The 19027-nt window shown below is 73.8% G+C and carries 23 protein-coding genes; 11 read left to right on the top strand and 12 right to left on the bottom strand.

Annotation, left to right across the window (positions count from 1 at the left end):
• Window position 1 precedes the first annotated feature (1 nt).
• Entirely contained in the window at window positions 2-178 is a 177-nt protein-coding gene (locus OHA72_RS42805; RefSeq protein ID WP_327001818.1) for a hypothetical protein, read from the top strand.
• Here OHA72_RS42805 and OHA72_RS42800 read toward each other — a convergent pair.
• Window positions 170-1384: an MFS transporter gene (locus tag OHA72_RS42800; protein WP_327001817.1), complete on the bottom strand. Its 1215-nt coding sequence runs from the start codon at window positions 1382-1384 to the stop codon at window positions 170-172. The two genes, OHA72_RS42805 and OHA72_RS42800, sit on opposite strands and share 9 nt — an antisense overlap.
• Window positions 1385-1460: 76 nt before the next feature.
• Here OHA72_RS42800 and OHA72_RS42795 point away from each other — a divergent pair, with 76 nt between their 5' ends.
• Together OHA72_RS42795 and OHA72_RS42790 are read left to right on the top strand one after the other, a co-directional pair.
• Window positions 1461-2429 carry an ArsR/SmtB family transcription factor gene (locus OHA72_RS42795; protein ID WP_327001816.1) on the top strand — a complete coding sequence of 323 codons (969 nt, stop codon included), beginning with the start codon at window positions 1461-1463 and terminating at the stop codon, window positions 2427-2429.
• Window positions 2430-2498: 69 nt separating this feature from the next.
• A complete protein-coding gene (locus OHA72_RS42790) occupies window positions 2499-2741 on the top strand; it encodes a hypothetical protein (RefSeq protein ID WP_327001814.1) in 243 nt (80 codons plus the stop codon).
• 168 nt (window positions 2742-2909) lie between these two features.
• Here the strand turns inward: OHA72_RS42790 and OHA72_RS42785 are convergent, their stop codons facing one another.
• The gene (locus OHA72_RS42785) at window positions 2910-3824 is read right to left on the bottom strand and encodes a helix-turn-helix domain-containing protein (protein WP_327001813.1); all 915 of its coding nucleotides are present in this window, start codon (window positions 3822-3824) and stop codon (window positions 2910-2912) included.
• Between the two features lie 53 nt (window positions 3825-3877).
• On the opposite strand from OHA72_RS42785, the gene OHA72_RS42780 reads away from it, so the two are divergent.
• Window positions 3878-4261, top strand: coding sequence for a hypothetical protein (locus OHA72_RS42780; RefSeq protein ID WP_327001811.1), 384 nt, complete (start codon window positions 3878-3880; stop codon window positions 4259-4261).
• Between the two features lie 48 nt (window positions 4262-4309).
• Here OHA72_RS42780 and OHA72_RS42775 read toward each other — a convergent pair whose 3' ends face one another.
• The 3 genes from OHA72_RS42775 to OHA72_RS42765 all read right to left on the bottom strand — a co-directional run bounded on the left by OHA72_RS42775 (window position 4310) and on the right by OHA72_RS42765 (window position 9203).
• On the bottom strand, window positions 4310-5587 hold the full coding sequence (locus tag OHA72_RS42775; protein WP_327001810.1) for a PP2C family protein-serine/threonine phosphatase: 1278 nt from the start codon (window positions 5585-5587) through the stop codon (window positions 4310-4312).
• Window positions 5588-5987: 400 nt separating this feature from the next.
• Window positions 5988-8330, bottom strand: coding sequence for a putative bifunctional diguanylate cyclase/phosphodiesterase (locus tag OHA72_RS42770; RefSeq protein ID WP_327001809.1), 2343 nt, complete (start codon window positions 8328-8330; stop codon window positions 5988-5990).
• A 126-nt stretch (window positions 8331-8456) separates the two neighbouring features.
• Window positions 8457-9203 carry an alpha/beta hydrolase gene (locus tag OHA72_RS42765; protein WP_327001808.1) on the bottom strand — a complete coding sequence of 249 codons (747 nt, stop codon included), beginning with the start codon at window positions 9201-9203 and terminating at the stop codon, window positions 8457-8459.
• Window positions 9204-9324: 121 nt separating this feature from the next.
• Here OHA72_RS42765 and OHA72_RS42760 point away from each other — a divergent pair, with 121 nt between their 5' ends.
• Window positions 9325-10461, top strand: coding sequence for an Hsp70 family protein (locus OHA72_RS42760; protein ID WP_327001807.1), 1137 nt, complete (start codon window positions 9325-9327; stop codon window positions 10459-10461).
• Between the two features lie 243 nt (window positions 10462-10704).
• Window positions 10705-10989: a hypothetical protein gene (locus OHA72_RS42755; protein ID WP_327001806.1), complete on the top strand. Its 285-nt coding sequence runs from the start codon at window positions 10705-10707 to the stop codon at window positions 10987-10989.
• 42 nt (window positions 10990-11031) lie between these two features.
• Here the strand turns inward: OHA72_RS42755 and OHA72_RS42750 are convergent, their stop codons facing one another.
• Window positions 11032-11304 carry a hypothetical protein gene (locus tag OHA72_RS42750; RefSeq protein ID WP_327001805.1) on the bottom strand — a complete coding sequence of 91 codons (273 nt, stop codon included), beginning with the start codon at window positions 11302-11304 and terminating at the stop codon, window positions 11032-11034.
• 103 nt (window positions 11305-11407) lie between these two features.
• Between OHA72_RS42750 and OHA72_RS42745 the strand changes: the two genes are divergently transcribed.
• Together OHA72_RS42745 and OHA72_RS42740 are read left to right on the top strand one after the other, a co-directional pair.
• The gene (locus OHA72_RS42745; RefSeq protein WP_327001804.1) at window positions 11408-12667 is read left to right on the top strand and encodes a cytochrome P450; all 1260 of its coding nucleotides are present in this window, start codon (window positions 11408-11410) and stop codon (window positions 12665-12667) included.
• Complete coding sequence (locus OHA72_RS42740; protein ID WP_327001803.1) at window positions 12667-12867, top strand: ferredoxin; 201 nt, start codon at window positions 12667-12669, stop codon at window positions 12865-12867. Before OHA72_RS42745 ends, OHA72_RS42740 begins: the two co-directional genes overlap by 1 nt.
• Window positions 12868-13072: 205 nt before the next feature.
• On the opposite strand, the gene OHA72_RS42735 is transcribed toward OHA72_RS42740, so the two are convergent.
• A complete protein-coding gene (locus OHA72_RS42735) occupies window positions 13073-13726 on the bottom strand; it encodes a DUF2306 domain-containing protein (protein WP_327001802.1) in 654 nt (217 codons plus the stop codon).
• Entirely contained in the window at window positions 13723-13917 is a 195-nt protein-coding gene (locus OHA72_RS42730) for a hypothetical protein (RefSeq protein ID WP_327001801.1), read from the bottom strand. The genes OHA72_RS42735 and OHA72_RS42730 overlap by 4 nt, the downstream gene beginning before the upstream one ends.
• Before the next feature lie 74 nt (window positions 13918-13991).
• On the opposite strand from OHA72_RS42730, the gene OHA72_RS42725 reads away from it, so the two are divergent.
• From OHA72_RS42725 to OHA72_RS42715, 3 genes are all read left to right on the top strand, one after another.
• Entirely contained in the window at window positions 13992-14258 is a 267-nt protein-coding gene (locus OHA72_RS42725; protein ID WP_327001800.1) for a hypothetical protein, read from the top strand.
• Window positions 14259-14344: 86 nt separating this feature from the next.
• Window positions 14345-14959, top strand: coding sequence for an MBL fold metallo-hydrolase (locus tag OHA72_RS42720; RefSeq protein ID WP_327001799.1), 615 nt, complete (start codon window positions 14345-14347; stop codon window positions 14957-14959).
• 37 nt (window positions 14960-14996) lie between these two features.
• Entirely contained in the window at window positions 14997-15950 is a 954-nt protein-coding gene (locus OHA72_RS42715) for a hypothetical protein (RefSeq protein WP_327001798.1), read from the top strand.
• Here OHA72_RS42715 and OHA72_RS42710 read toward each other — a convergent pair.
• From OHA72_RS42710 to OHA72_RS42695, 4 genes are all read right to left on the bottom strand, one after another.
• The gene (locus OHA72_RS42710) at window positions 15947-16447 is read right to left on the bottom strand and encodes a cation:proton antiporter regulatory subunit (RefSeq protein WP_327001797.1); all 501 of its coding nucleotides are present in this window, start codon (window positions 16445-16447) and stop codon (window positions 15947-15949) included. The genes OHA72_RS42715 and OHA72_RS42710 overlap by 4 nt on opposite strands.
• On the bottom strand, window positions 16444-17730 hold the full coding sequence (locus tag OHA72_RS42705) for an ArsB/NhaD family transporter (protein ID WP_327001796.1): 1287 nt from the start codon (window positions 17728-17730) through the stop codon (window positions 16444-16446). Before OHA72_RS42705 ends, OHA72_RS42710 begins: the two co-directional genes overlap by 4 nt.
• Window positions 17731-17875: 145 nt before the next feature.
• On the bottom strand, window positions 17876-18226 hold the full coding sequence (locus tag OHA72_RS42700; protein WP_327001795.1) for a hypothetical protein: 351 nt from the start codon (window positions 18224-18226) through the stop codon (window positions 17876-17878).
• Window positions 18227-18391: 165 nt separating this feature from the next.
• On the bottom strand, window positions 18392-18991 hold the full coding sequence (locus tag OHA72_RS42695; protein ID WP_327001794.1) for a hypothetical protein: 600 nt from the start codon (window positions 18989-18991) through the stop codon (window positions 18392-18394).
• Window positions 18992-19027: the final 36 nt, after the last annotated feature.

Here is a 19027-nt window from a genome sequence, read left to right as displayed (position 1 = left end):
CATGTTCAAGCGTTCCGGTGCACGGCAGCCCAAGGTGAAGAAGGACCGGATGGGCAACTTCTTCTTCCAGATCTTCGGGCCGGCCACGGTGGAAGGTGCCATCCAGGGCTGGAGCCCGGAGGCCCGCGAGCAGTACAAGCAGATGCGCGAGCGGCAGAAGGCGGCACGGTCAGCCTGAGCGCAGGCGGCGCAGCGACGGCGCCACCAGGACCGTGGCCGCACCCGCCACCGCGATGGCGAGCGCCGGCGAGGTCAGCTCGGCCACCGCGCCCAGCACCAGGGGCCCGATGCCCTGCAACGCCATCATGCCGGTGGAGAACAGGGCGAAGAGCTGCCCGCGGCGGTCCTCCGGGGCGGCCGCGAGGAAGGCGCGCTGCAGGCCCAGCCCGAACGCGAAGCCGGTGCCGGCCACGACCAGCAGGCCCACGAGGACCGGCAGCGGCGGCGCGGCCGGCAGCACGAGCAGCGGCGTGCCGAGCACCAGCAGGAACGCCGGGGAGGACCGCTCCCGCAGCGACGGCCGCATGAACCGGCCGGCGACGAAGTTGCCCAGCAGCATGCCGACCGCCGGTGCGGCCATCAGCACGGCACCGGTCCCGGCGGGGAAGCCCCGGCCGGCACCGTAGGCGACGAACAGTGCCTCGGCGCCGGCGACGAACGCCGACGGCAGCCACTGCGCCAGCAGCAGCGGCCGGATGGCGCGGTCGGACAGCAGCGCGACCGCGCCGCTCCAGCTGTCGCGGACCGCCCCAGCGCGGTCCGGCCTCGGCTCCTGTGACAGCACGGGCGAACGCGCTGTGGCCGGCAGGCCGAAGCGGACGACGACGGCCGCGGCCACGTGGCAGCCCGCGGCGAACAGCAGCGCCGTGCGCGGCCCGACAGCGGCCACCGCGACGCCACCGCCGGCGAGCCCGAGCAGTTGCGCCGCGGACGAGGACATGTTCGACACGGACCGGCCGAGCACGTAGGCGTCGCCGGTCAGCCGTTCGGCGATGACCCGGGCGGCCGAGCCGGCGAAGACCGGGGTACCGCAGGCGATCACGGCGACGAGCGTGAGGCTGACCGCAACCGGCAGGTCGAGCAGCCCGAGCGCGGCGGCGAGCAGCGCCTCCACGGCGTAACCGGCCGCGATGAGCGGCCGGGGCCGCAGCCGGTCGGTCAGCGAGCCCAGCAGCAGCCCGCCGACGACCTGCGGCAGGAAGCCGGCACCGAACGCGAGGGCGCTCAGCAGCGGCGAGCCGGTGCCCGCGTACACCAGCACCGACAGCGCGAAGATCTGCAGCGACATGGCGCCGATGGCCAGGGTCCGGGCGGCGAACAGGGCGCGGAAGGACCGCTCCGCGAACACCTCGCGGTAGGTGGCCGGGTGGTCGGCGACAGTCATGCCATGAGCGTGCGGGCGAGCCCGTCAGGGCACGAATGATTCGCCGTGTGGCGTAAGGTCAGCGTAGGGTCCGGGGATGCTGCGGTTCGTCGTGGGCGCCGAGGACCTGCTGCGCACCAGGTTCGCGCTCTCGCCGATCTTCGAGCTGCACCACCTGATCCGCGCCCTCGCCAGCCCGCACCACCAGGGCGTCCCCGAGGCGTGGCTGGCGCGGCTCCGCCCGCGGTTCGCGCCGCTGCGCGCCGACCCGGCCCTGGACGCGGTCCTCGCCCTGCACATGCCACGGTCCGGCGCGACGTTCTTCTCCCCGCCGCCGCGCGGGCTCGCGCAGACGATCGAGGACGACCTCGCCGCCCTGCGCGCCGCACCACCGGCCACGGTCCGGGCCGAGATCGACTTCTACCTGCGCCGCCGCGACATCGGCGACGCGGCGCGTGCGGTGCTGACCGGCCCCGACGTCCCCGGCCGGCTGGCCGAGCTGCTCGCCGCCGCGTGGGTGGCGCTGCTCGCCGAGGACTGGCCGCGGCTGCGCCTGCTGTGCGAGCGCGACGTGGTGCACCGCGTCGGCGAGCTCGGCCGGGCCGGCTGGGCCGCGGCCCTCGCCGGGCTGCACCCGAAGGTCCGCTGGCGCGACGGCGGCATCGACTTGCTCGTCCGAGCGCGCCGGGAGACCGGGCTCGACGGCGCCGGGCTGCTGCTGGTGCCGTCGGTGTTCGTCTGGCCCGAGATCGCCGTGTTCGCCGACGAGCCGTGGCCCAAGGCGATCGTGTATCCGGCCCGCGGCGTCGGTACCCTCCTGGAACACGGACCACCGGAGGCGCCGGCGTATCTGTCGGCGCTGCTGGGCCGGTCGCGGGCGCTGCTCCTGGTCACCCTCGCCGACCCGGCCAGCACCAGCCAGCTCGCCCGCGCCTTCGGCATGGCCACCGGTGCGGTCGGCGACCACCTCGCCGTCCTGCACCAGGCCCGCCTGGTCGAGCGCGCCAGGTCCGGCCGGTCGGTGCTGTACCGCCGCACCCCGCTCGGCGACGCCCTCGTCGGCTGACCCGGGTTGTCGTCCAGCTGTCATATTTCCGAGGGATTGTTGCCATGCCACCGCGTGAGGATGGTGGCAGTGACGACCGCCGATCCAGGCGACGGGGGGCCCGAGATGACCGCGGTGCACCGCTCCGACGGGACCGACTTCCATCTGCGCTGCGACGGCTGTGGACTGATCGTGCGCGGTCTCGGCGCCGTCCTGCACCGCTGGGATCTCGCATGGAGCCTGCTGCGGCGGTACGGCTGGGTCGGCGAACGCTCCGCGGGCGGGCCGCACGGGTGCCCGCGGTGCGCCCGCCACGGCGCGCCGGTCGCCTGATCCGAACACCTGCCGCGGGCCAGACAGTCCTGGTTGGCCATGTCGCGGATTCCGTTGCATCGAGAGGTCTCGAACCGCGACCGGACCCAGCCAGCGAATCGGCAAGCCGGAAAGGCGGCGATCGCGGCGGCAGGCAGGCGGAGCAGCGGCGGCAGCCACCGGTCGCCGTCATCGGCACCGGTGGGCCCGCAGCGCGGCGAGCAGCCACGCGAACGCCGGCACGGCGGGCGGCCCCGGATCGGTGCCGTTGAGCACGCCGAGCAGCTGCCAGTAGCGCTCGATTCTCGCGTCGGCGACCAGCTCCAGCCAGGCGACGAACGCGGTCGCCTCCGCCGCGGGAAGGTCGGCCGGGACGATCCGGTCGAGCGTGTCGCGGCCCTCGGCGGACCCTGCGGCGACCCCACGCTCGACGGCGCCGCCGGCCTCGGCGAGCACCACCGGCCGGACGGTCAGCCCGAAGTCCAGGCGCTGGTCGGCGGCGCCGCTGAGCACCATGGCGCGCATCGTGCGCTGGAAGTCCCCGTCGGCGACCAACTCGGCGAGCTCCAGCCACGCGTCGACCTGCGCGTCGGTGGGGTCGTAGCCCAGCTCGGCGGGCAGCTCCCGCATCCAGCCGGCCACCACCGCACCGTCCGGGTCGCTCGCACCCTCGAACACGGCGTCGACGAACGCGTCGATGATGCGCTGCCGCTCCCGCACGGACCGCCTGGCGAGCCCGTTCATCACCACAACCTCCTCTGTCGTGCTCTGCCTGCGGGCAACGGTGTGCAGCACCGCGCGCTGCAACCGCTTCGTGCGGATCTCGGCGTCGAGGGCCTTCACGTGCGCCGCCGCCAGATCGGCGAGGGTGACCTGCCTGGCCAGCAGCGCCGCGATCGCCTCGAGGCCGAGGCCCAGGTCCCGCAGGGTCCGGATCAGCTCCAGCCGGGCGACCGCCACGGCGTCGTAGAGCCGGTAGCCTCCGCCGGAGCGTTCCACGGGCGGCAGCACCCCGCTGTCCGACCAGAACCGCACGGTCCTGGCCGGCACGCCCGCACGCTCGGCGAGCTGGCCGATCGTGTACAGCTGCACATCGCGATCCACCCGCCAATCCTGCAGCTTCCACCCGCTGGCAGCTCAAGTCGTACGGTGGTGCGATGCAGATGTTGCCGTCGTTCGGGGTGCAGCTGCTGCGGCTGGCCGGGTTGCGCGGCGACGATCCCGGCTCGCTGGCCCTGCGGGCGGCCGTCGACGAGCATGCGGTCACGTCGGTGCTGGATGGCGTCGACCTGCTCGCCGCGTTCGCGGCCCTGCTCGACATCGCGCCCCGCGACGTCAGCGCGCTGACCGGGATCGCCCTGCCCGACGGTGCACCGGCGGCCCACCCCGACGCCGTCGAGGCGGCCGAGCTGATCTGGCACGCCCGCCGACTGACCGCCGCGCAGCTGCAGCAGGTCAACGACCGGGCACACGCGATCCGGCACGAACGCGCCGAGGAGCTCGATCCCGGCCTCCGGTGCGACTGCGACCGCCGCCGCTGACGACAAGCGTCGCGTATCGTCCGTACACCCGGCGCTCGGCAGGCCAGGTCACCGCGCTGGGCCGGTTCGCCGCATGACCGTACGCAGCCGGCGCAGGACCTTCGGCAGCGGGTACCGGCGCCGGATCGATGTGCCGGTCAGCTGCGGGTGGGCGGTCGCGCCCGTGTCCGGGTGCCAGCGCACGAGCAGCGCGCTCGCGTCGTCCTGCAGCTGCTCGTGCTGGTGGGCCAGGATCGCGTGGACGAGCCGCCGCATCGTCTCCGGGGCCGAGAACTTGTCGGCGAGCGCCCGGCCGATGAAGTCGACAAGCCGTTCGACCCCGAAGAACTCGCCGGTGTCCGTGCGGGCCTCGATGACCCCGTCGGTGTACAGCAGGACCTGGTCGCCGGGCTCCAGCGCCTCCTCCACCACGACGGGCGCCTCAACGTCCAGACCGAGGCCGAGCGGCAGGTAGGTCGGGCCGGGCAGCGTCTTGACGTGCCGGCCGTCGCGCAGCAGCAGCGCCGCCGGGTGCCCGGCGCTGATCAGCCGCAGCACGCCGGTCGCCGTGTCCAACTCGGCGAACGTCGCGGTGGCGAACCGGGCCGGGAACTGGGAGGCGATCCACTTGTCGACCGACTTGCAGCTATCGAGCAGGTCCAGGCCGCAGCGGCGGGCGTTGCGGTACGCCGACAGCGCCATCGCGGTCAGGGTGCTGGCCGCCATACCGTGGCCCATGGCGTCGAAGATCGCGAAGTGCAGGACGTCGCCGTGCACGGCGTAGTCGAACGTGTCGCCGCCCATGTCGTAACAGGGTTCGAGGATGCCGGTCACCGTGACCGTGTCGGTGGCGAACGTCAACGGCGGCAGCAGGCTCCAGACGATCTCGGCCGCGACCTGCATCGGCTCCCGCCGCCTGGTGTGTTCGATCGCGTCGCCGTAGACCCGGCGGGCCACGATGAGCTCGGCGAACGCCGAGGCAAGGGTGGCGTCGTCGGTCGTGCGGCGCTTGCGCGACGACCTCCTCGACACCACTTCGAGCACGCCGAGGCGTTCGGTGCCGTCGATGAGCGGGAGCCACACGCGGGCCGGGTCGCCGTAGTGCGCCCGCCCGACGGCGAACACCCTGCCGGGCATCGTGCCGTCCACCGGGACCGGGTCCCGCGCCGGCGTGCCCGTCCCGGCCATCGGCATCAGATTGAGCTGGTCGTAGTCGACGAGATACAGCACGACCGCCGAGGCGTCCAGGTCGGGTGCGATCCGCATCGCCAATGTCGGCAGATCCTCCGGGCGGGCATGGTGCCCGGTCGCCAGCAGCCGCTGCATCGCACGATACGGCTCCGCCACCGCCACCTCCGTCAGGGTCGCTGCCGCTCGCCACGGCCGAGCCTTCCACGTCGCACCGGACCTGCGGCGGCGTCATGTCAATCTACACACGGCGCCGCCCCGCCCGGGCCGCTCCGCGCAGACGCGGCACCTGATCACCCGGCGGGTCAGCCGGAGCGGCCGGTGCCGAGCTTGCGCAACACCGCGCCCGAACCGCGCACCCCCGACCGCATCCGCGCGTGCCAGTGTGACCGCGCCGCCGCCCGCCGGTGCACGGCGCCTGCGAGAGTCTCGACGCCTGTGCGCATCGTGCGGGCATGACCGAGCCGTGGACGCGGGCGGAGATGGCGGCCTATCTGGAACGGCTCTCCGACGATGTCGTCGTCGTGCGGTTGCACTGCCACGTCTGAGGCGGCCGCGGTCAGTGGTCGGCGGCGGCCAGGGACTGCTGGCGGGCCAGGAGGGTGGAGACGCTCTCGGCGGTCATCGGGCGGGCGAGGTGGTAGCCCTGGCCGACGGTGTAGCCGAGCTCGCGGAGCACGGCGGCCTGCTCGGCGCTCTCGACGCCTTCGGCGACGGTGGCCAGGCCCAGGGCGTCGGCGAGCTGGATGACCGCGCGGGCGACCGCCTGCCGGGCGTCGGCGGCGGCGGGCTGCCCGTCGTCGATCTCGATGCCGTCGACGAAGGACTTGTCGAGCTTGACGACGGAGGCGGGGAACGCGCGCAGCAGGCTCAGCGACGACTCGCCGGTGCCGAAGTCGTCCAGGGCCAGGCGGATGCCCATGCGGTCCAGTTCGTACAGGGTGCGGGAGACCTGCTGGCCGCGCAGCACCGCGGACTCCGTCACCTCCAGCACCAGCCGCTCGCAGGGCAGGCCGCTGCCGGCGAGCGCGGCGGTCACGTCGGAGACGAAGTCGGGGTCGTGCAGCTGCCGGGCGGAGACGTTGAGGCCCGCCTCGTGCAGCGCGTCCGGCCCGAACTCCTTGAGCCACGCGGCCGCCTGACGGCACGTCTCGCGCAGGACGAACCGGCCCAGCGGCACGATCAGGCCAGTCCGTTCGGCGGCCGGGATGAACTCGGCCGGGGCGACGACGCCGCGGACCGGGTGGTGCCAGCGCACCAGCGCCTCGACGCCGACCACCCGCAGGTCCGCGAGCCGCACGATCGGCTGGTACACCACGCGCAGCTCGTCCTCGTCCAGGGCCCGCCGCAGCTCCCCGCCGAGCTGCATGTGCGCGAGCACCGGCTCGCCCATGCCGTCGACGTATCGCACGAAGCCGGCCTTGCCGCGTTGCTTCGCGGTGTACATCGCGACGTCGGCGTCGCGCAGCACCGAGTCGGCGGTGGCGCCGGGCACGGCGTCGGCGATGCCGATGCTGGCCTGCACCAGGAGGCGGTGCTCGCTGATCGGCTGGTTGAGCGCGGCCAGCAGCCGGGCGGCGAGCTCCTCGGCGTCGGCGGAGCCGGTGATCAGCACCGCGAACTCGTCGCCGCCGACCCGCACCGGCAGGCCGTCGTCGCCGACCTCGGCGCGCAGCAGCTGCGCGACCGCGACGAGCAGGCGGTCGCCGACGCCGTGGCCGAGCAGGTCGTTGACGGTCTTGAAGTCGTCGAGGTCGACCAGGAGCACCGAGGCGTGTCCGGTCCTGGCCAGGGCGGTCGTGAGCCGGCCGCGGAACAGCGCCCGGTTGGCCAGCCCGGTGAGGCCGTCGTGGCTGACCTCGTACTGCAGGCGTTCCTCCTGGACCCGGGTGTTGCGCAGCAGCCGGGCGTTCTCCCGGAACGCGATGTACTGCCGCACCGTGACCAGCGCGGTCACCGCCACCGCGGCGATCAGGACCACACGGACCGGCCAGCGCAGCGGCGCACCGAACGCGACCGCGATCAGCGGCACGTCGACGGCCGCGACGGCCAGGTAGGGCAGCAGCACCCCGACGCGGGCCGCGTCGCGGCGGGGGCCGGCGTTGGCGCGCCACTGCGCCGCGACGCCCAGCGTGGCCATCACCGGGGTCAGCGGCATCACGATCGCCTGGGCGGGGACGGAGGCGGCGAACCCGAACCGCACCGCGAGGACCGCGACGATCCCGGCGGTGACGCCGCCGCTGGCCGCGATGAGCCGGATCGCGACGCGGTCGACGGGGCCGCCCGCGACGTAGGACACCTTGGTCGCGGCGCCGACCGCGACCAGGAACGCGAGCCCGACCAGCACCATGGCCTGCCGGCTCCACGGCTCGCGCGCCGACAGCATCGGCGCCAGTCCGGCGTACCACAGCACCGCCGCGCAACCGAGGAACGCGATCGTGCGGTCCAGCAGCATGCGCCACCACTCGACGCCCCCGGTCGTGACCACCGGCACCCGGCCCACCGCCCAGATGGCGACCCCGAACCCGATCGCGACGCAGCCCGCGGCGGGCAGCGGCATGGTGCGCGTGTGCGCCTGGACGGCGTGCGTCAGCATGTCGACCGCCAGCCAGCCGTAGCCGACCGTGATCGCGGCGATCGAGACGAACATGGTCCGCCAGAACCGCCGGGCGACCGGGTCGAGGTCGTTGTCCCGCAGCATGTGCCGCACGGCCGCGCCGGTGATCAGCCCGCCGACCGGGACGAACGGGTACGCGAACGCCTCGGTGCCGACGCCGCCGGCGAGAAAGGCCACGCACCAGACGGTGCCGAGGGCCGCGACCCCGGCGGCGGCCCACACGTAGCGCCGGGCGGCGGCATCGACCGCGGGAATCGCCGTTGATCGAAGCGCCTCCCGCGTCACCGCCCGAGATTATCGTGCCGGTTGTATACCAGATCTCACCCGAACGTTTAGCGTTCACCGATTTGCGCACCGGAGTTGCCGACCGGCCGTGATGACTGCCGGGTCCGTTCGCAGGGGAGCGGGCGCCTACGCCGGGGCGTGCTGCTGGAGGAACGCGTCGATCAGGTCGTTGACCTTCTTCGCCTGGCCGCCGCCGAGCAGGCCGGTGCCGTGCTCCCCGCCGATCGGCAGGAACACCTGGTGCGCGACGGTTTTCGGGGCGGTCGCGTCGAACTCCTGCGCGGCCTCGGCGAACGGGTGGTCGCTCTCGCCGGCCAGGAACAGGGCCGGTGCCGTGAGCTGGGGGACCGCGTCGGCCGCGGAGACGCCGGCGAACAGCTTCGGGGCCGACAGGGTGACGACCGCCACCGGGGCGACGGTGACGGCGGCGGCGAGCGATGCGGTGCCGCCCTTCGACGCGCCCATCAGCACGACCGCGGTGACGCCGTTGGCGCGCAGGTGGGCGGCGGCCGCGGCCACGTCGTCGTCGAGGCGGTCGTCGCCGCGGTGCGCGTCGGAGTCGCCGTCGCCGCCGAAGTCGAACGCGAGCACGTGGTAGCCGCGGCCGGCGAGGCGCTCGCCGTACGGCAGCCATTCGCACAGGTTCGACGCGTTCTGGTGGGCGAGGACGACACCCTTCGGGCCGGCGCCGAGTTCGATCCCCACCAGTCGCGTGCCCGCCGGGGTGGCGAACCGGGCCTGCTTGCCATGGGATGCGATGTCGGCACAGCCGGAGCCCGCCCTCGGCCCGTCCGGCGACGGCTCGGGCGCGGGTGAGCCGTCCGAGCAGGCGGCGAGCAGCAGCGCGAGCAGTGGGACCAGGGTGCGGCGCATACGACCTCCTTGGGAGCGCTCCCGATCCTAGCGGCGCCGACCGGATCGCGGTGTCCCGAGCGGGCCGTCCGGATCCGTGACACCGGGAACCGGCTGGACGTGCGGCGTTAGGCTGCGGGGTATGCGGGTGATGGCGGTCGATGTCGGCGCGTCGAACACCGCCGCGATGATCCAGCTGCCGGACGGCCGGACGCGGCCGCTGCTGTTCGACGGGCATCCGCTGCTGCCGTCCGCGCTCTACGTCCACGCCGACGGGCGGGTGATCACGGGCCGGGGCGCCGAGCGCGACGCGCGCCTGGACCCCGCCCGGTTCACGCCCAGCCTGCGGCAGCACGTCGGCGACGGGCCGGACCCGGGGCTCGTCGCGCACCTGCTGTCGACGGTCATGGGGGAGGCCCGGCGGCAGTACGGCGCCGAGCCGGACGAGGTACGCCTGACGCACCCGCCGCGAATGGGACTGCCGCGGCATTGGTGGCTCATCGACGCGGCCCGGATGGCGGGGTTGCCGGCGCCGCGGCTGATCGCCGCGCCGGTGGCCGCCGCGACCTGTTTCACGGTCGTGCTCGGCACGGCCGTCCCCGTGGGCCGCGGCATCGCGGTCTACGACCTGGGCGGCGGCACGTTCGACGCCACCGTCGTCCGGCGCACGCCGGCGGGCTTCGAGGTGCTGGCCACACAGCGCCTGCCCGACGCCGCGGGGCTCGCCTTCGACGACCTGATCCTGGCGCACCTCGACGCCACCTACGGCGGCGCTTCGCGGCCGCAGTCGCGCCTGCTGCTCGCGCAGGACGTCCGGGGCGTGAAGGAGACGCTCTCCAGGGACACCGGCAGCGACATCCACCTGCCGGCCCTCGACGTGAACGCCCACCTGACCCGTGCGCAGTTCGAGGCGTTGGTACGCCCCGTGCTCGACCGGACCGTGGACTGCCTCCGGCGGGTGATCGAGTCGAGCGGGCTCGCGCCCGGCGACCTGGCCGGTGTGTTCCTGACCGGCGGCTCCAGCCGGATCCCGCTCGTGACCTCGCTGATCCACGCCGGGCTGGGCGTCGTCCCGACGGCGATCGAGGTGCCCGAACTCGCGGTCGTCGAGGGGGCGCTGCACATCTGGACGTCGCCGGCCTCGCGGGCGTCGGCGTCGTGGCGTCCCCAGCCCGTGCCCCAGCGACCGGTCGGCGGCATCCTCTACCCGCAGTGGCCCCACGGCGGCCCGCCGGTGACGGGAAGACCGGCGCAGCCGCCGGGCCCCTCGCCCCGCTGATCCTCGCTGCGTGGATGGCTGGAGGCGTGGCGCAACAGGCGCCGTGGGACACCGACGACCGCCGCGGCGCCGGGGGCGGCACCGGCTCGTCGAGCAACCGGCGACCGCAGCGAGCAGGCCATCGGCGACGAACCAGACCGATCGCCGTCGCATGTGCCGGAAGCGTACGGCCCGGTGCACTCCACCGCTTCCACCCGCTCGACGAACCGCGGGCGGTTGCCATCCCCGGTAGTGTTGCTGACCATGCCAACCTTTCGCAGTGCCGCGGCACTGCTCTCCGCAGACGGCGCCAGGACCGCCGGCACCGCTGCGCTCTTCACCGAGCCCGGCCGTAACGGCCGGATCGCACCGTGGGCGGGCGATTTCCGGCCCGCTGCCGACGCTCGCAGCCCCAAGGACGCGGTCGGCAAGACCTTCACGTTGGAGATGCCCGACGGCAGGACCGGCAAGGTCGTCGTGCAGAGCCTCAAGACGGGCAAGAACGGCACCACGCTGGCGTTGCTCGGCGAGGACGTCGCCCCGTTCTGAGCCGGCCGCGGGTCAGGCCTCCGGTCGCATTGACGACACGGGCTACTCGCCGGTGTCCAGAACCAGGCCGGTCAGCGCGACGCCGGGTGGGACGCCGTCCAGGATCATGGCGGTGTTCTCGCCCGCCCGCGCCAGCGTCGCGTCGTGCCGGCCGCAGACCCGCAGGAAGCCGGTCACCAGCACCGCGTGCCGGGCGGCGCCGCCGACCAGCCACAGGCGGGTGCCGAGTTGCACGTCACCGCCGTGGAGCCGGCCGGTCACCACGGTGCGCCCGCCGGGTCCGGCGAACGCGTCCTCGATCCGCATCGAAGCCATCGCCGGCAACGGTACGCCGGCGGAACTTGCCTGTGGCGTTTCATCGATGGTTCGATGAAGATGGATCGCGTTGCCATCGGGTGCCACACCGTCGGGGGTTGCTGTGACAGCTGTCAGCGAGGACCAGGCCGGGGCGTTGCCGGCGCTCCCACTGCCCGGGGAGCGCAACTGTCCGTTCGGGCCGCCGCCGGAGTACGAGGATCTGCGCGCCGGCAGCCCGGTGACCCGGGTGGCGTGCCCGACGGGTGTGGACGCGTGGCTCGTCAGCCGGTACACCGACGTGCGCCACGTCCTCGGGGACCCGCAGCTGTTCAGCAACCGGCCCGGCGTCGCCGCCCACATCCTGCTCGGCTACGGCGGTGACACCCCGATCGGCGAGGGCGAGTTCCCCCGCATGGACGGCGCCGAGCACCTGCGGTTCCGCCGGCACATGGCACCCGAGGTCTCCAACATCAAGCGGATCAACCAGCTGCGCCCGCTCGTGCAGAAGATCGTGGACCAGCGGCTGGACGTCCTCGCGGCGGCCCCGCCACCGGTGGACCTCTACGCCGACTTCGCCAGGCCCGTCACCACAGCCGTGATCGCCGAGCTGCTCGACGTCCCAGAGGCCGACCGCGGCCTGTTCCAGCGGGCCGCGGAGGCGCTGTCGGCCGGCGAGTCCAGCGGCAGCGACGTCGCGGCGGCGCTGCAGCCGCTGTTCGAATACCTGTACATGATGGTCGTGACCCGCCGCGCCGAGCCGGGCGAGGACGTCATCAGCCGCATGATCGTGCGCAGCGACCAGACGGACCGGCCGTTCACCGACACCGAGCTGATCTCGATGGCCGCGGCGCTGCTCATCGCCGGCTACGACACCACCGCCAGCCTCATCAGCCACAGCATCGTCGCGCTGCTGGAGCACCCGCAGGAGCTGCAGCGGCTGCGCGCCGACCCGTCCCTGGCCGTGACCGCCGCGGAGGAGCTGGTCCGCTACCTCGGCGTGGGCTCGGGCCTGCTGCGCGAGGTCACCCAGGACACCGAGATCGCCGGGCAGCCGGTGAAGGCCGGCGACTACGTGGTCGTGGCGATCCAGTCGGCGAACCGGGACACCGCCCTGTACGCCGACGGGGACCGGCTCGACATCGGCCGGACCAGCGGCCCGCACCTCGGCTTCGGCCACGGCCCGCACCAGTGCGTCGGGCAGCAACTGGCCCGCCTGGAGCTCACCGCCGTCCTCGGCACCGTGCCACGGCGGGTCCCGTCGCTGCGCCTCGCGGTGCCGTTCGACGAGATCCGGTTCAAGGTCGGCGGCACGGTCCTCGGCCCGGCCGCCGTGCCCGCCGCATGGGACGAGATCGTCCCGGCCCTGGAAACGGGCGTCTGATGCGGGTCGAGGTGCACACGGACTTCTGCATCGGGTCCGGGGTCTGCGCGCTGGTCGCGCCGGATGTGTTCGACCAGCGCGACGACGACGGCGTCGTGGTGCTGCTCACCGAGCGCCCCGCCGCGCAGCACCAGGAGTCGGTGCACGACGCCGCGACCCGCTGCCCGGCGGCCGTCATCGAGATCCACGAGGCCGGCTGACCGGCGGCGGGCTCCACGGAGATCAGGGTGACACCGAGGTCCCGGATCCTCGTCAGCAGCCGGTCCAGCTCCACCTGATCCGCGACGGCGCCGCTGATGCTGCTCGTGCCGTCGGTGTCGCGGGTCAGGGCGAGGTCGCCGAACCAGGCGGCCCAGTGCTCGTCGAGGTGCCCGCCGACCCGGATCCGGTACCCGGCGGGCAGCGTCATGCCGTCACCCGCGCGGCGCTGCGACCGCGCGTGCGGGCGCGGCCCCGCCGGATGACGTACTCGGCGACCGCGAGGTTGATGGCCCAGCCCGCGCCCAGCATGAGGTCGGTCCTCGGTGCGCCGGCGCCGAACAGCGACTCGCCGATGCCCTGGGTGAAGGCCTGGGTGCCGGCGCCGAGCGCGAGGGCGTACGCGCGGGTCATCCACGCCCGGTGGCCGGCGATGTCGCGGCGGCGGATCGCGGCGAACCCGAGGACGATGGCGGCGGCCATGCCCGAGCCGAACGCGAGCCGGAACACGTACAGCAGGGCCCCGGTGTCTTCCTGGTACGGGTAGAACTGCGTCATCCACAGCGCCGAGCCGGCCACCGCGAAGCCCAGCACCACCAGGACCCGCCCCGCCGCGCGGTGCCAGCCGGGCCGGCGCCGCCGCAGCGCGGAGGAGAACTGGAGGGCGCCGAGGATGGCGTACAGGATCGCGCTGACGATGTGCACGACCACTGGCGCGGGTGAGGCGGCGATCCGCGGGTTCGCGGGCAGGGTGTGCGGGCCGCCGGCCAGTTCGACCAGCCGTGACGTACCGGCGACGATCGGGATCAGGGCCAGGCCGATCAGCGCGACCGGCACCCACGCACCCGTCCGGGTCCTCATGCCGCAACCGCCGGGTCCAGCCGTGGATCGGTGGCGCTCGGCAGCGAGGCCTCCCGTGCACGCCACAGCGGACAGCCGAGGCCGATCAGGGCGACGCCGGTGGGCACCGCGAGCACATCGCCCACGTAGCCGGGTGCGGTGTGCGCGATGGACGGCAGGACGACCAGACCGATGACCTCGATGCTCAACATGATGAGGTACCCGCCGGCGAACAGGAAGTACCCGAGCAGGCCGAGCTCGCCGTCGAGCAGGGCATACTGCGAGCGTGCACGAGTATCAGTGCCCGGGCTGCGGCCGGCGCGGCATGGTGGGCGACCCCGGCCGTGTCGCCGAACCCTGCGGCAGGTGCGCCGCGGTGGCGACCTGGGAGGCGCTGCCACTGGACACGCAGCGGGCCATCGACGAGGCCATCGAGGTGGGCGCCGTCCCGGCGGTCGCCGCGATGCACTTCGCCGACCCGCCGATCCGGATGCCACACTCGCTCGACGTCCTGCAGTTCCGGCTCCGCGCCCGTGAGCAGGAGCGGCGGTAGCCGTCCTCGCGACCGCCACCGCCACCGCGCGCGGCATCACCGCCCGTGTCGGCGGCGTCGCGACCGTGCACGGGTAGATTGACCGGATGCGGCTCACCAAGTACGGCCATGCCTGCGTGCGCCTCGACGACGGGGACCGGGCGCTGGTCATCGACCCGGGGGTCTACTCCGAGCCGGCGGCACTGGCCGGTGCCACGGCGGTGCTCGTCACCCACGAGCACGCCGACCACGTCGACGTCGCCGCGCTCGCCGCGGCCCGGGCCGCCGACCCGTCGCTCACCGTGTACACGCACCCGGCGCTCGCGGCGGAGCTGGACGCGGTCGCCGTCGAGGTCGGCGACACGTTCACCGCGGCCGGGTTCACCGTCCGCGTCGTCGGCGGCGTGCACGCGGAGATCATCGACGGCCTGCCCGGCTGCCCCAACGTCGGCTTCGTCGTCGACGGCGTCTACCACCCGGGCGACGCGCTGTTCGTGCCCGCCGAGCCCGTCGACACCCTGCTCGTCCCGGCGTCCGGCCCGTGGGTGAAGCTCGGCGAGGTCATCGAGTTCACCCGCCGGGTGCGCCCGGCCCGCGCCTTCCCGATCCACGACGTCAACCTCAGCACCCACGGCCTCGCGTCGTTCGACGACTGGCTCGACGAGACGGCCGGCACGGACTACACCCGCGTCCCGCTGGGCGGCTCGGTCGACCTCACCTGAGGGGCGGCGGGGCGATCCAGGGCAGTAGCATGCCGGCATGATCGAGGAGCTGATCAGGCGGGTCGCCGAGGACGACGAGGACGCTGCCGAGGAGTTGACGGGCATCGCGGGCGGGGAGCCGCAACGGCTGACCCCGTACCACGGACTCATGTTCGACCTTGACGTGCTGTGGCCGCCGACGCTGTACCGCGGGGCCGGCGACGACGTGGTCGGCCGGGTCGTCGAGCGGGTCGACGACGGCCGGACCCCGGATCAGCTCAACCATCTGCTGCTCGTCCTGGCGCACAGCGGTCACCCGCTCGCCGAGGACGCCCTGCGCCGCTGGGAGGAGCAGCCCCCGCAGGGGTCCGACAAGCTGCACGTGGGGGCGCTGCGGTACGCGAGCCAGGGCGGGTGGACCGTGGCGCCGGACGGTAGCCGGCGGGAACTGTGCGGCGGCACCGCGTATCAGTGGCTGATGCGCGAGGCGCCGCGTGCGGCCGGGAATCCGGACTGCCCGTGGTGCGGTTCGCCGCTGTGGACGGCCGCCGACATCGACACGGCCGAGCCCGCCGTCGGTGCGGCACTGGCGCACACCGGCTGGTCGGGGCGGCTGGTGTTCCGGGCGTGCATCTTCTGCGCCTGCTCCACGACGGTGTACAGCGAGGTCACCCCGGCCGGCGCCGCCACCTGGTGGGCCGGCAACACCGGGCCGGACCACCTCCCGGCCGGCGCCGGGCCGGAGGAGCCGCCGACGCTGCTGCCCGGCACGGGCCCGGAGCGGCCGAGCCCGTACCAGGGCAGCGCGTGGAGCCAGGGCGGCTCGACGCTGGGCGGGCACCCCGACTGGATCCAGGACGCCGAGCACGTCGAGTGTCCCGGTTGCCGGCAGCTGATGGACTACGCCGGCATGGTCGTCGGCTCGGACCTGGACGAGTACGGCGAGGGTGCGTACTACCTGCACGTCCACGCGCCGTGCGGGTTCGCCGCCATGAACTACCAGCAGAGCTAGGGTCCGGCCGCCGTCACCGCGTCGATCACCTCGAACGCCGCGTCGGGGCGGCCGATGACCACGACGATGTCACCGGCCCGGCATCGCAGGCCCGGGCCGGGGGACGCGATGACGTCCTCGCCGCGGACGACGGCGGCGACGACCGCGCCCTGGACGCCGGTGCCGGCCAGGGGGCGGCCCACCCGGGGTGAGTCGGCGCCGATCAGGACCTGCAGGACGGACACGCCGCCGTCGTGGCGGTCGAGCCGTGCGCAGTGCGTCATCGGGCCGGCGGCGCCGACGAGGTCGGCGAGGACGCGTGCCTCGGCGGCGGTGAGCAGGACGCCGGTGAGGCGGGTGTCCGGGTCGGCCGGGTCGTAGACGACCAGCTCGCGGCGGTCGTCGGCGTGCCGGACGACCCCGACGCGGTGGCCGTCCTGCGCGGCGAGCACGTGCAGGGCGCCGACGCCGGGCAGGGGAGCGCTGGTGATGTGCATGATGCCTCCTGAAGCGGTCATGAGAAGTACCGCAGCCACACGTAGCCCCACGCGACGACCGTGGTCATCACGGTGGTGACGATGCCGTAGCGGGTGAACTGCCAGAAGCTGATCGGCTCGCCCGAGCGGGCGGCGATGCCGAGGACGACGACGTTGGCGCTCGCCGCGACCGCGGTGCCGTTGCCGCCGAAGTCGGCGCCGAGCGCGAACGCCCACCACAGCGACTGGCCGGTGGCCGGGCCCGGGGTGGTCGCGACGATGTCCTCGACGATCGGGGCCATCGTCGCCACGTACGGGATGTTGTCGAAGAACGCGCCGAGGACCGCCGAGCCGAACAGCAGCCCGGTCGCGGCGAGGAAGTAGTCGTCGCCGACCTGGCCCGTCGCCCACGTGCCGATGCGGTGGATGACGCCGGTCTCCACCAGTCCGCCGACCATGACGAACAGGCCCATGAAGAAGACGAGCGTCGACCACTCGACCTCCTGCAGGTACACGGCCGTGTCGACGCGGGCGACGAGCACCATCAGGCCGGCGCCGAGCAGCGCGATGATGGCCGGCTCGACGTGGATGACGGCGTGCAGCGCGAACCCGGTGACGACGAGCGCGAGGACCGCCAGGCAGCGCACGAGCAGCCGCCGGTCGGTGATGGACGCGCGCTCGTCCATGGCCATGACCTCGGCGACGCGCTCCGGGTGGTACTCGAAGCGCTTGCGGAACATGACCCAGGCGAGGAGCACGAACAGCACGAACAGGACCGCGACGATCGGGGCCATGTGCACGACGAAGTCGTTGAACGTGAGCCCCGCGCGGCTGCCGATGATGATGTTCGGCGGGTCGCCGATGAGGGTCGCCGCGCCGCCGATGTTGGAGGCGAGGGCCTCCGCGATGAGGTACGGCGCCGCGGGAATCCCGAGCTTGCGGCACACCAGGACGGTCACCGGCGCCACCAGCATGATGGTGGTGACGTTGTCCAGGAACGGCGACGCGACCGCGGTGATGACCATGAGCAGCACGAGCAGCTTGTACGGGCGGCCGCCGGACCGTTTTGCGGCCCAGATGGCGAGGAACTCGAACAGGCCGGTCTGCTTGATGACCCCGACGATGATCATCATGCCGAGCAGCAGGAAGATGACGTTCCAGTCGATGCCGGCGTGCTCGGAGAAGAACACGTCCTTGCCGGGCACCAGACCCAGCAGCGCCATCATGCCGGCGGCGAACAGGGCCACGGCGACCCGGTGGACCTTCTCGGTGGCGATGAGGACGAACGCGATCGTGAAGATGGCGATCGCGGCCAGGGCGCTCATCGGCGGCCCGGCGGGCCGTGCGGCGTGACGAGCTGACGGTGGCGCGGTGGTATGCGGTCCATGATGGAAGGCCTCCTGAAGGGCAACGCGACGATGCCGTCGACCCCGGTGGGTCACGGCTGTGGGACGTGTGTCGTCTCGTGCGTCAGGAGGTGGGTGGACCCCGGCAGCCCGGCGTCCCCGCGGACCGTCCATCGTGGAGGGTCGCGGTGGCGGGCACGTCGCACACCGGCCCGAGACCGGGCTCGGCGCCGGTGATGCGGGGCAGGACGGCGAGCCAGTGCGGTGCGTCGGCTCGGTGGTCCCGCGGCTCGGGCAGCTTCCTGCCCTGCGGGGTCTCGGCGCCGGCCACGGTGGCGACGGCGGCCGTGGTGCGGGCGACCTGGAACATGTCGCCGGGCAGGGCGTGCTGGGCCCGGGACAGCCCGAGCAGCAGCGCGCACGCGCTGAGCGCCAGGCCGACGGCGGTCGCGCGCAGCGCGGAGGAATACCGCACGCCGCACCTCCCGCCGCTTCTGGAACCGTCTACCCTACCAGGCGCGGCGGTCACGCGGTCGAGTGTCGCAAGTGGACAGACGTGCCCGTCCGGAAGGCGAGGGCCGGGACGGGCACGTGGGGCGGGTGACGCAGCACGCGAGCTTCAGGCGGCGCACCGCCTCGCTCAGGGAGCCAGCAACTGCTCCTGCAGGACCTTGGTCAGCTGCTCCAGCGGCAGGGTGCCCTTCTCGGCCACGACGGTGAGCGCCTGGTACGCGGCATCGGCCGGGTGCGCCAGCGTGATGACGGCGACCGGCTCCGTGTAGTGGTTGGCGGAGTTCGTGTACTCCGAGTAGGGCTGGGTGAACACGGTCGCCTCGCCGAGCGGGGTGGGCACGGTGACGGCGCCGGCGCGGCGGTCGGCCGGGATGTCCGCGGTGGTGCGGTAGACGCCGTGGTGGCCGTTGATGAGCTGCCCGTCGCCGGTGGGGCAGGTGGTGGCGTAGGCGGTGAGCCGGACGGTGCGGGCCGAGCCGAGGTAGACCGCCGTGTCGTAGCCGGGGCAGCCGTCGCGCCCGGACGAGCGTGGGATGAGGCGCTGGCCCGCTTCGAGCCGGATGCGGAACGGGACAGGGCCGCCGGCCGGCGCCACCGTCGGTGACGTGACCGGGTCCGGCTCCGGGCCGGGGCGCGGCGGGTCCTGCGCGGCGCGGCAGCCGGCGGTGAGGGCGGTGGTCATGGCCACCGCGACGGCCAGCAGGCCCTTGACGATGCTGCGAGACATGCCAGCTCCGACGTTCGCCGCGGCCGCCGGCGTTCC

Source organism: Dactylosporangium sp. NBC_01737 (assembly GCF_035963215.1).
Lineage (GTDB): Bacteria > Actinomycetota > Actinomycetes > Mycobacteriales > Micromonosporaceae > Dactylosporangium.
Note: the sequence above shows the minus strand (reverse complement) of the source record. Positions and strands in the feature narration are given on the sequence as shown.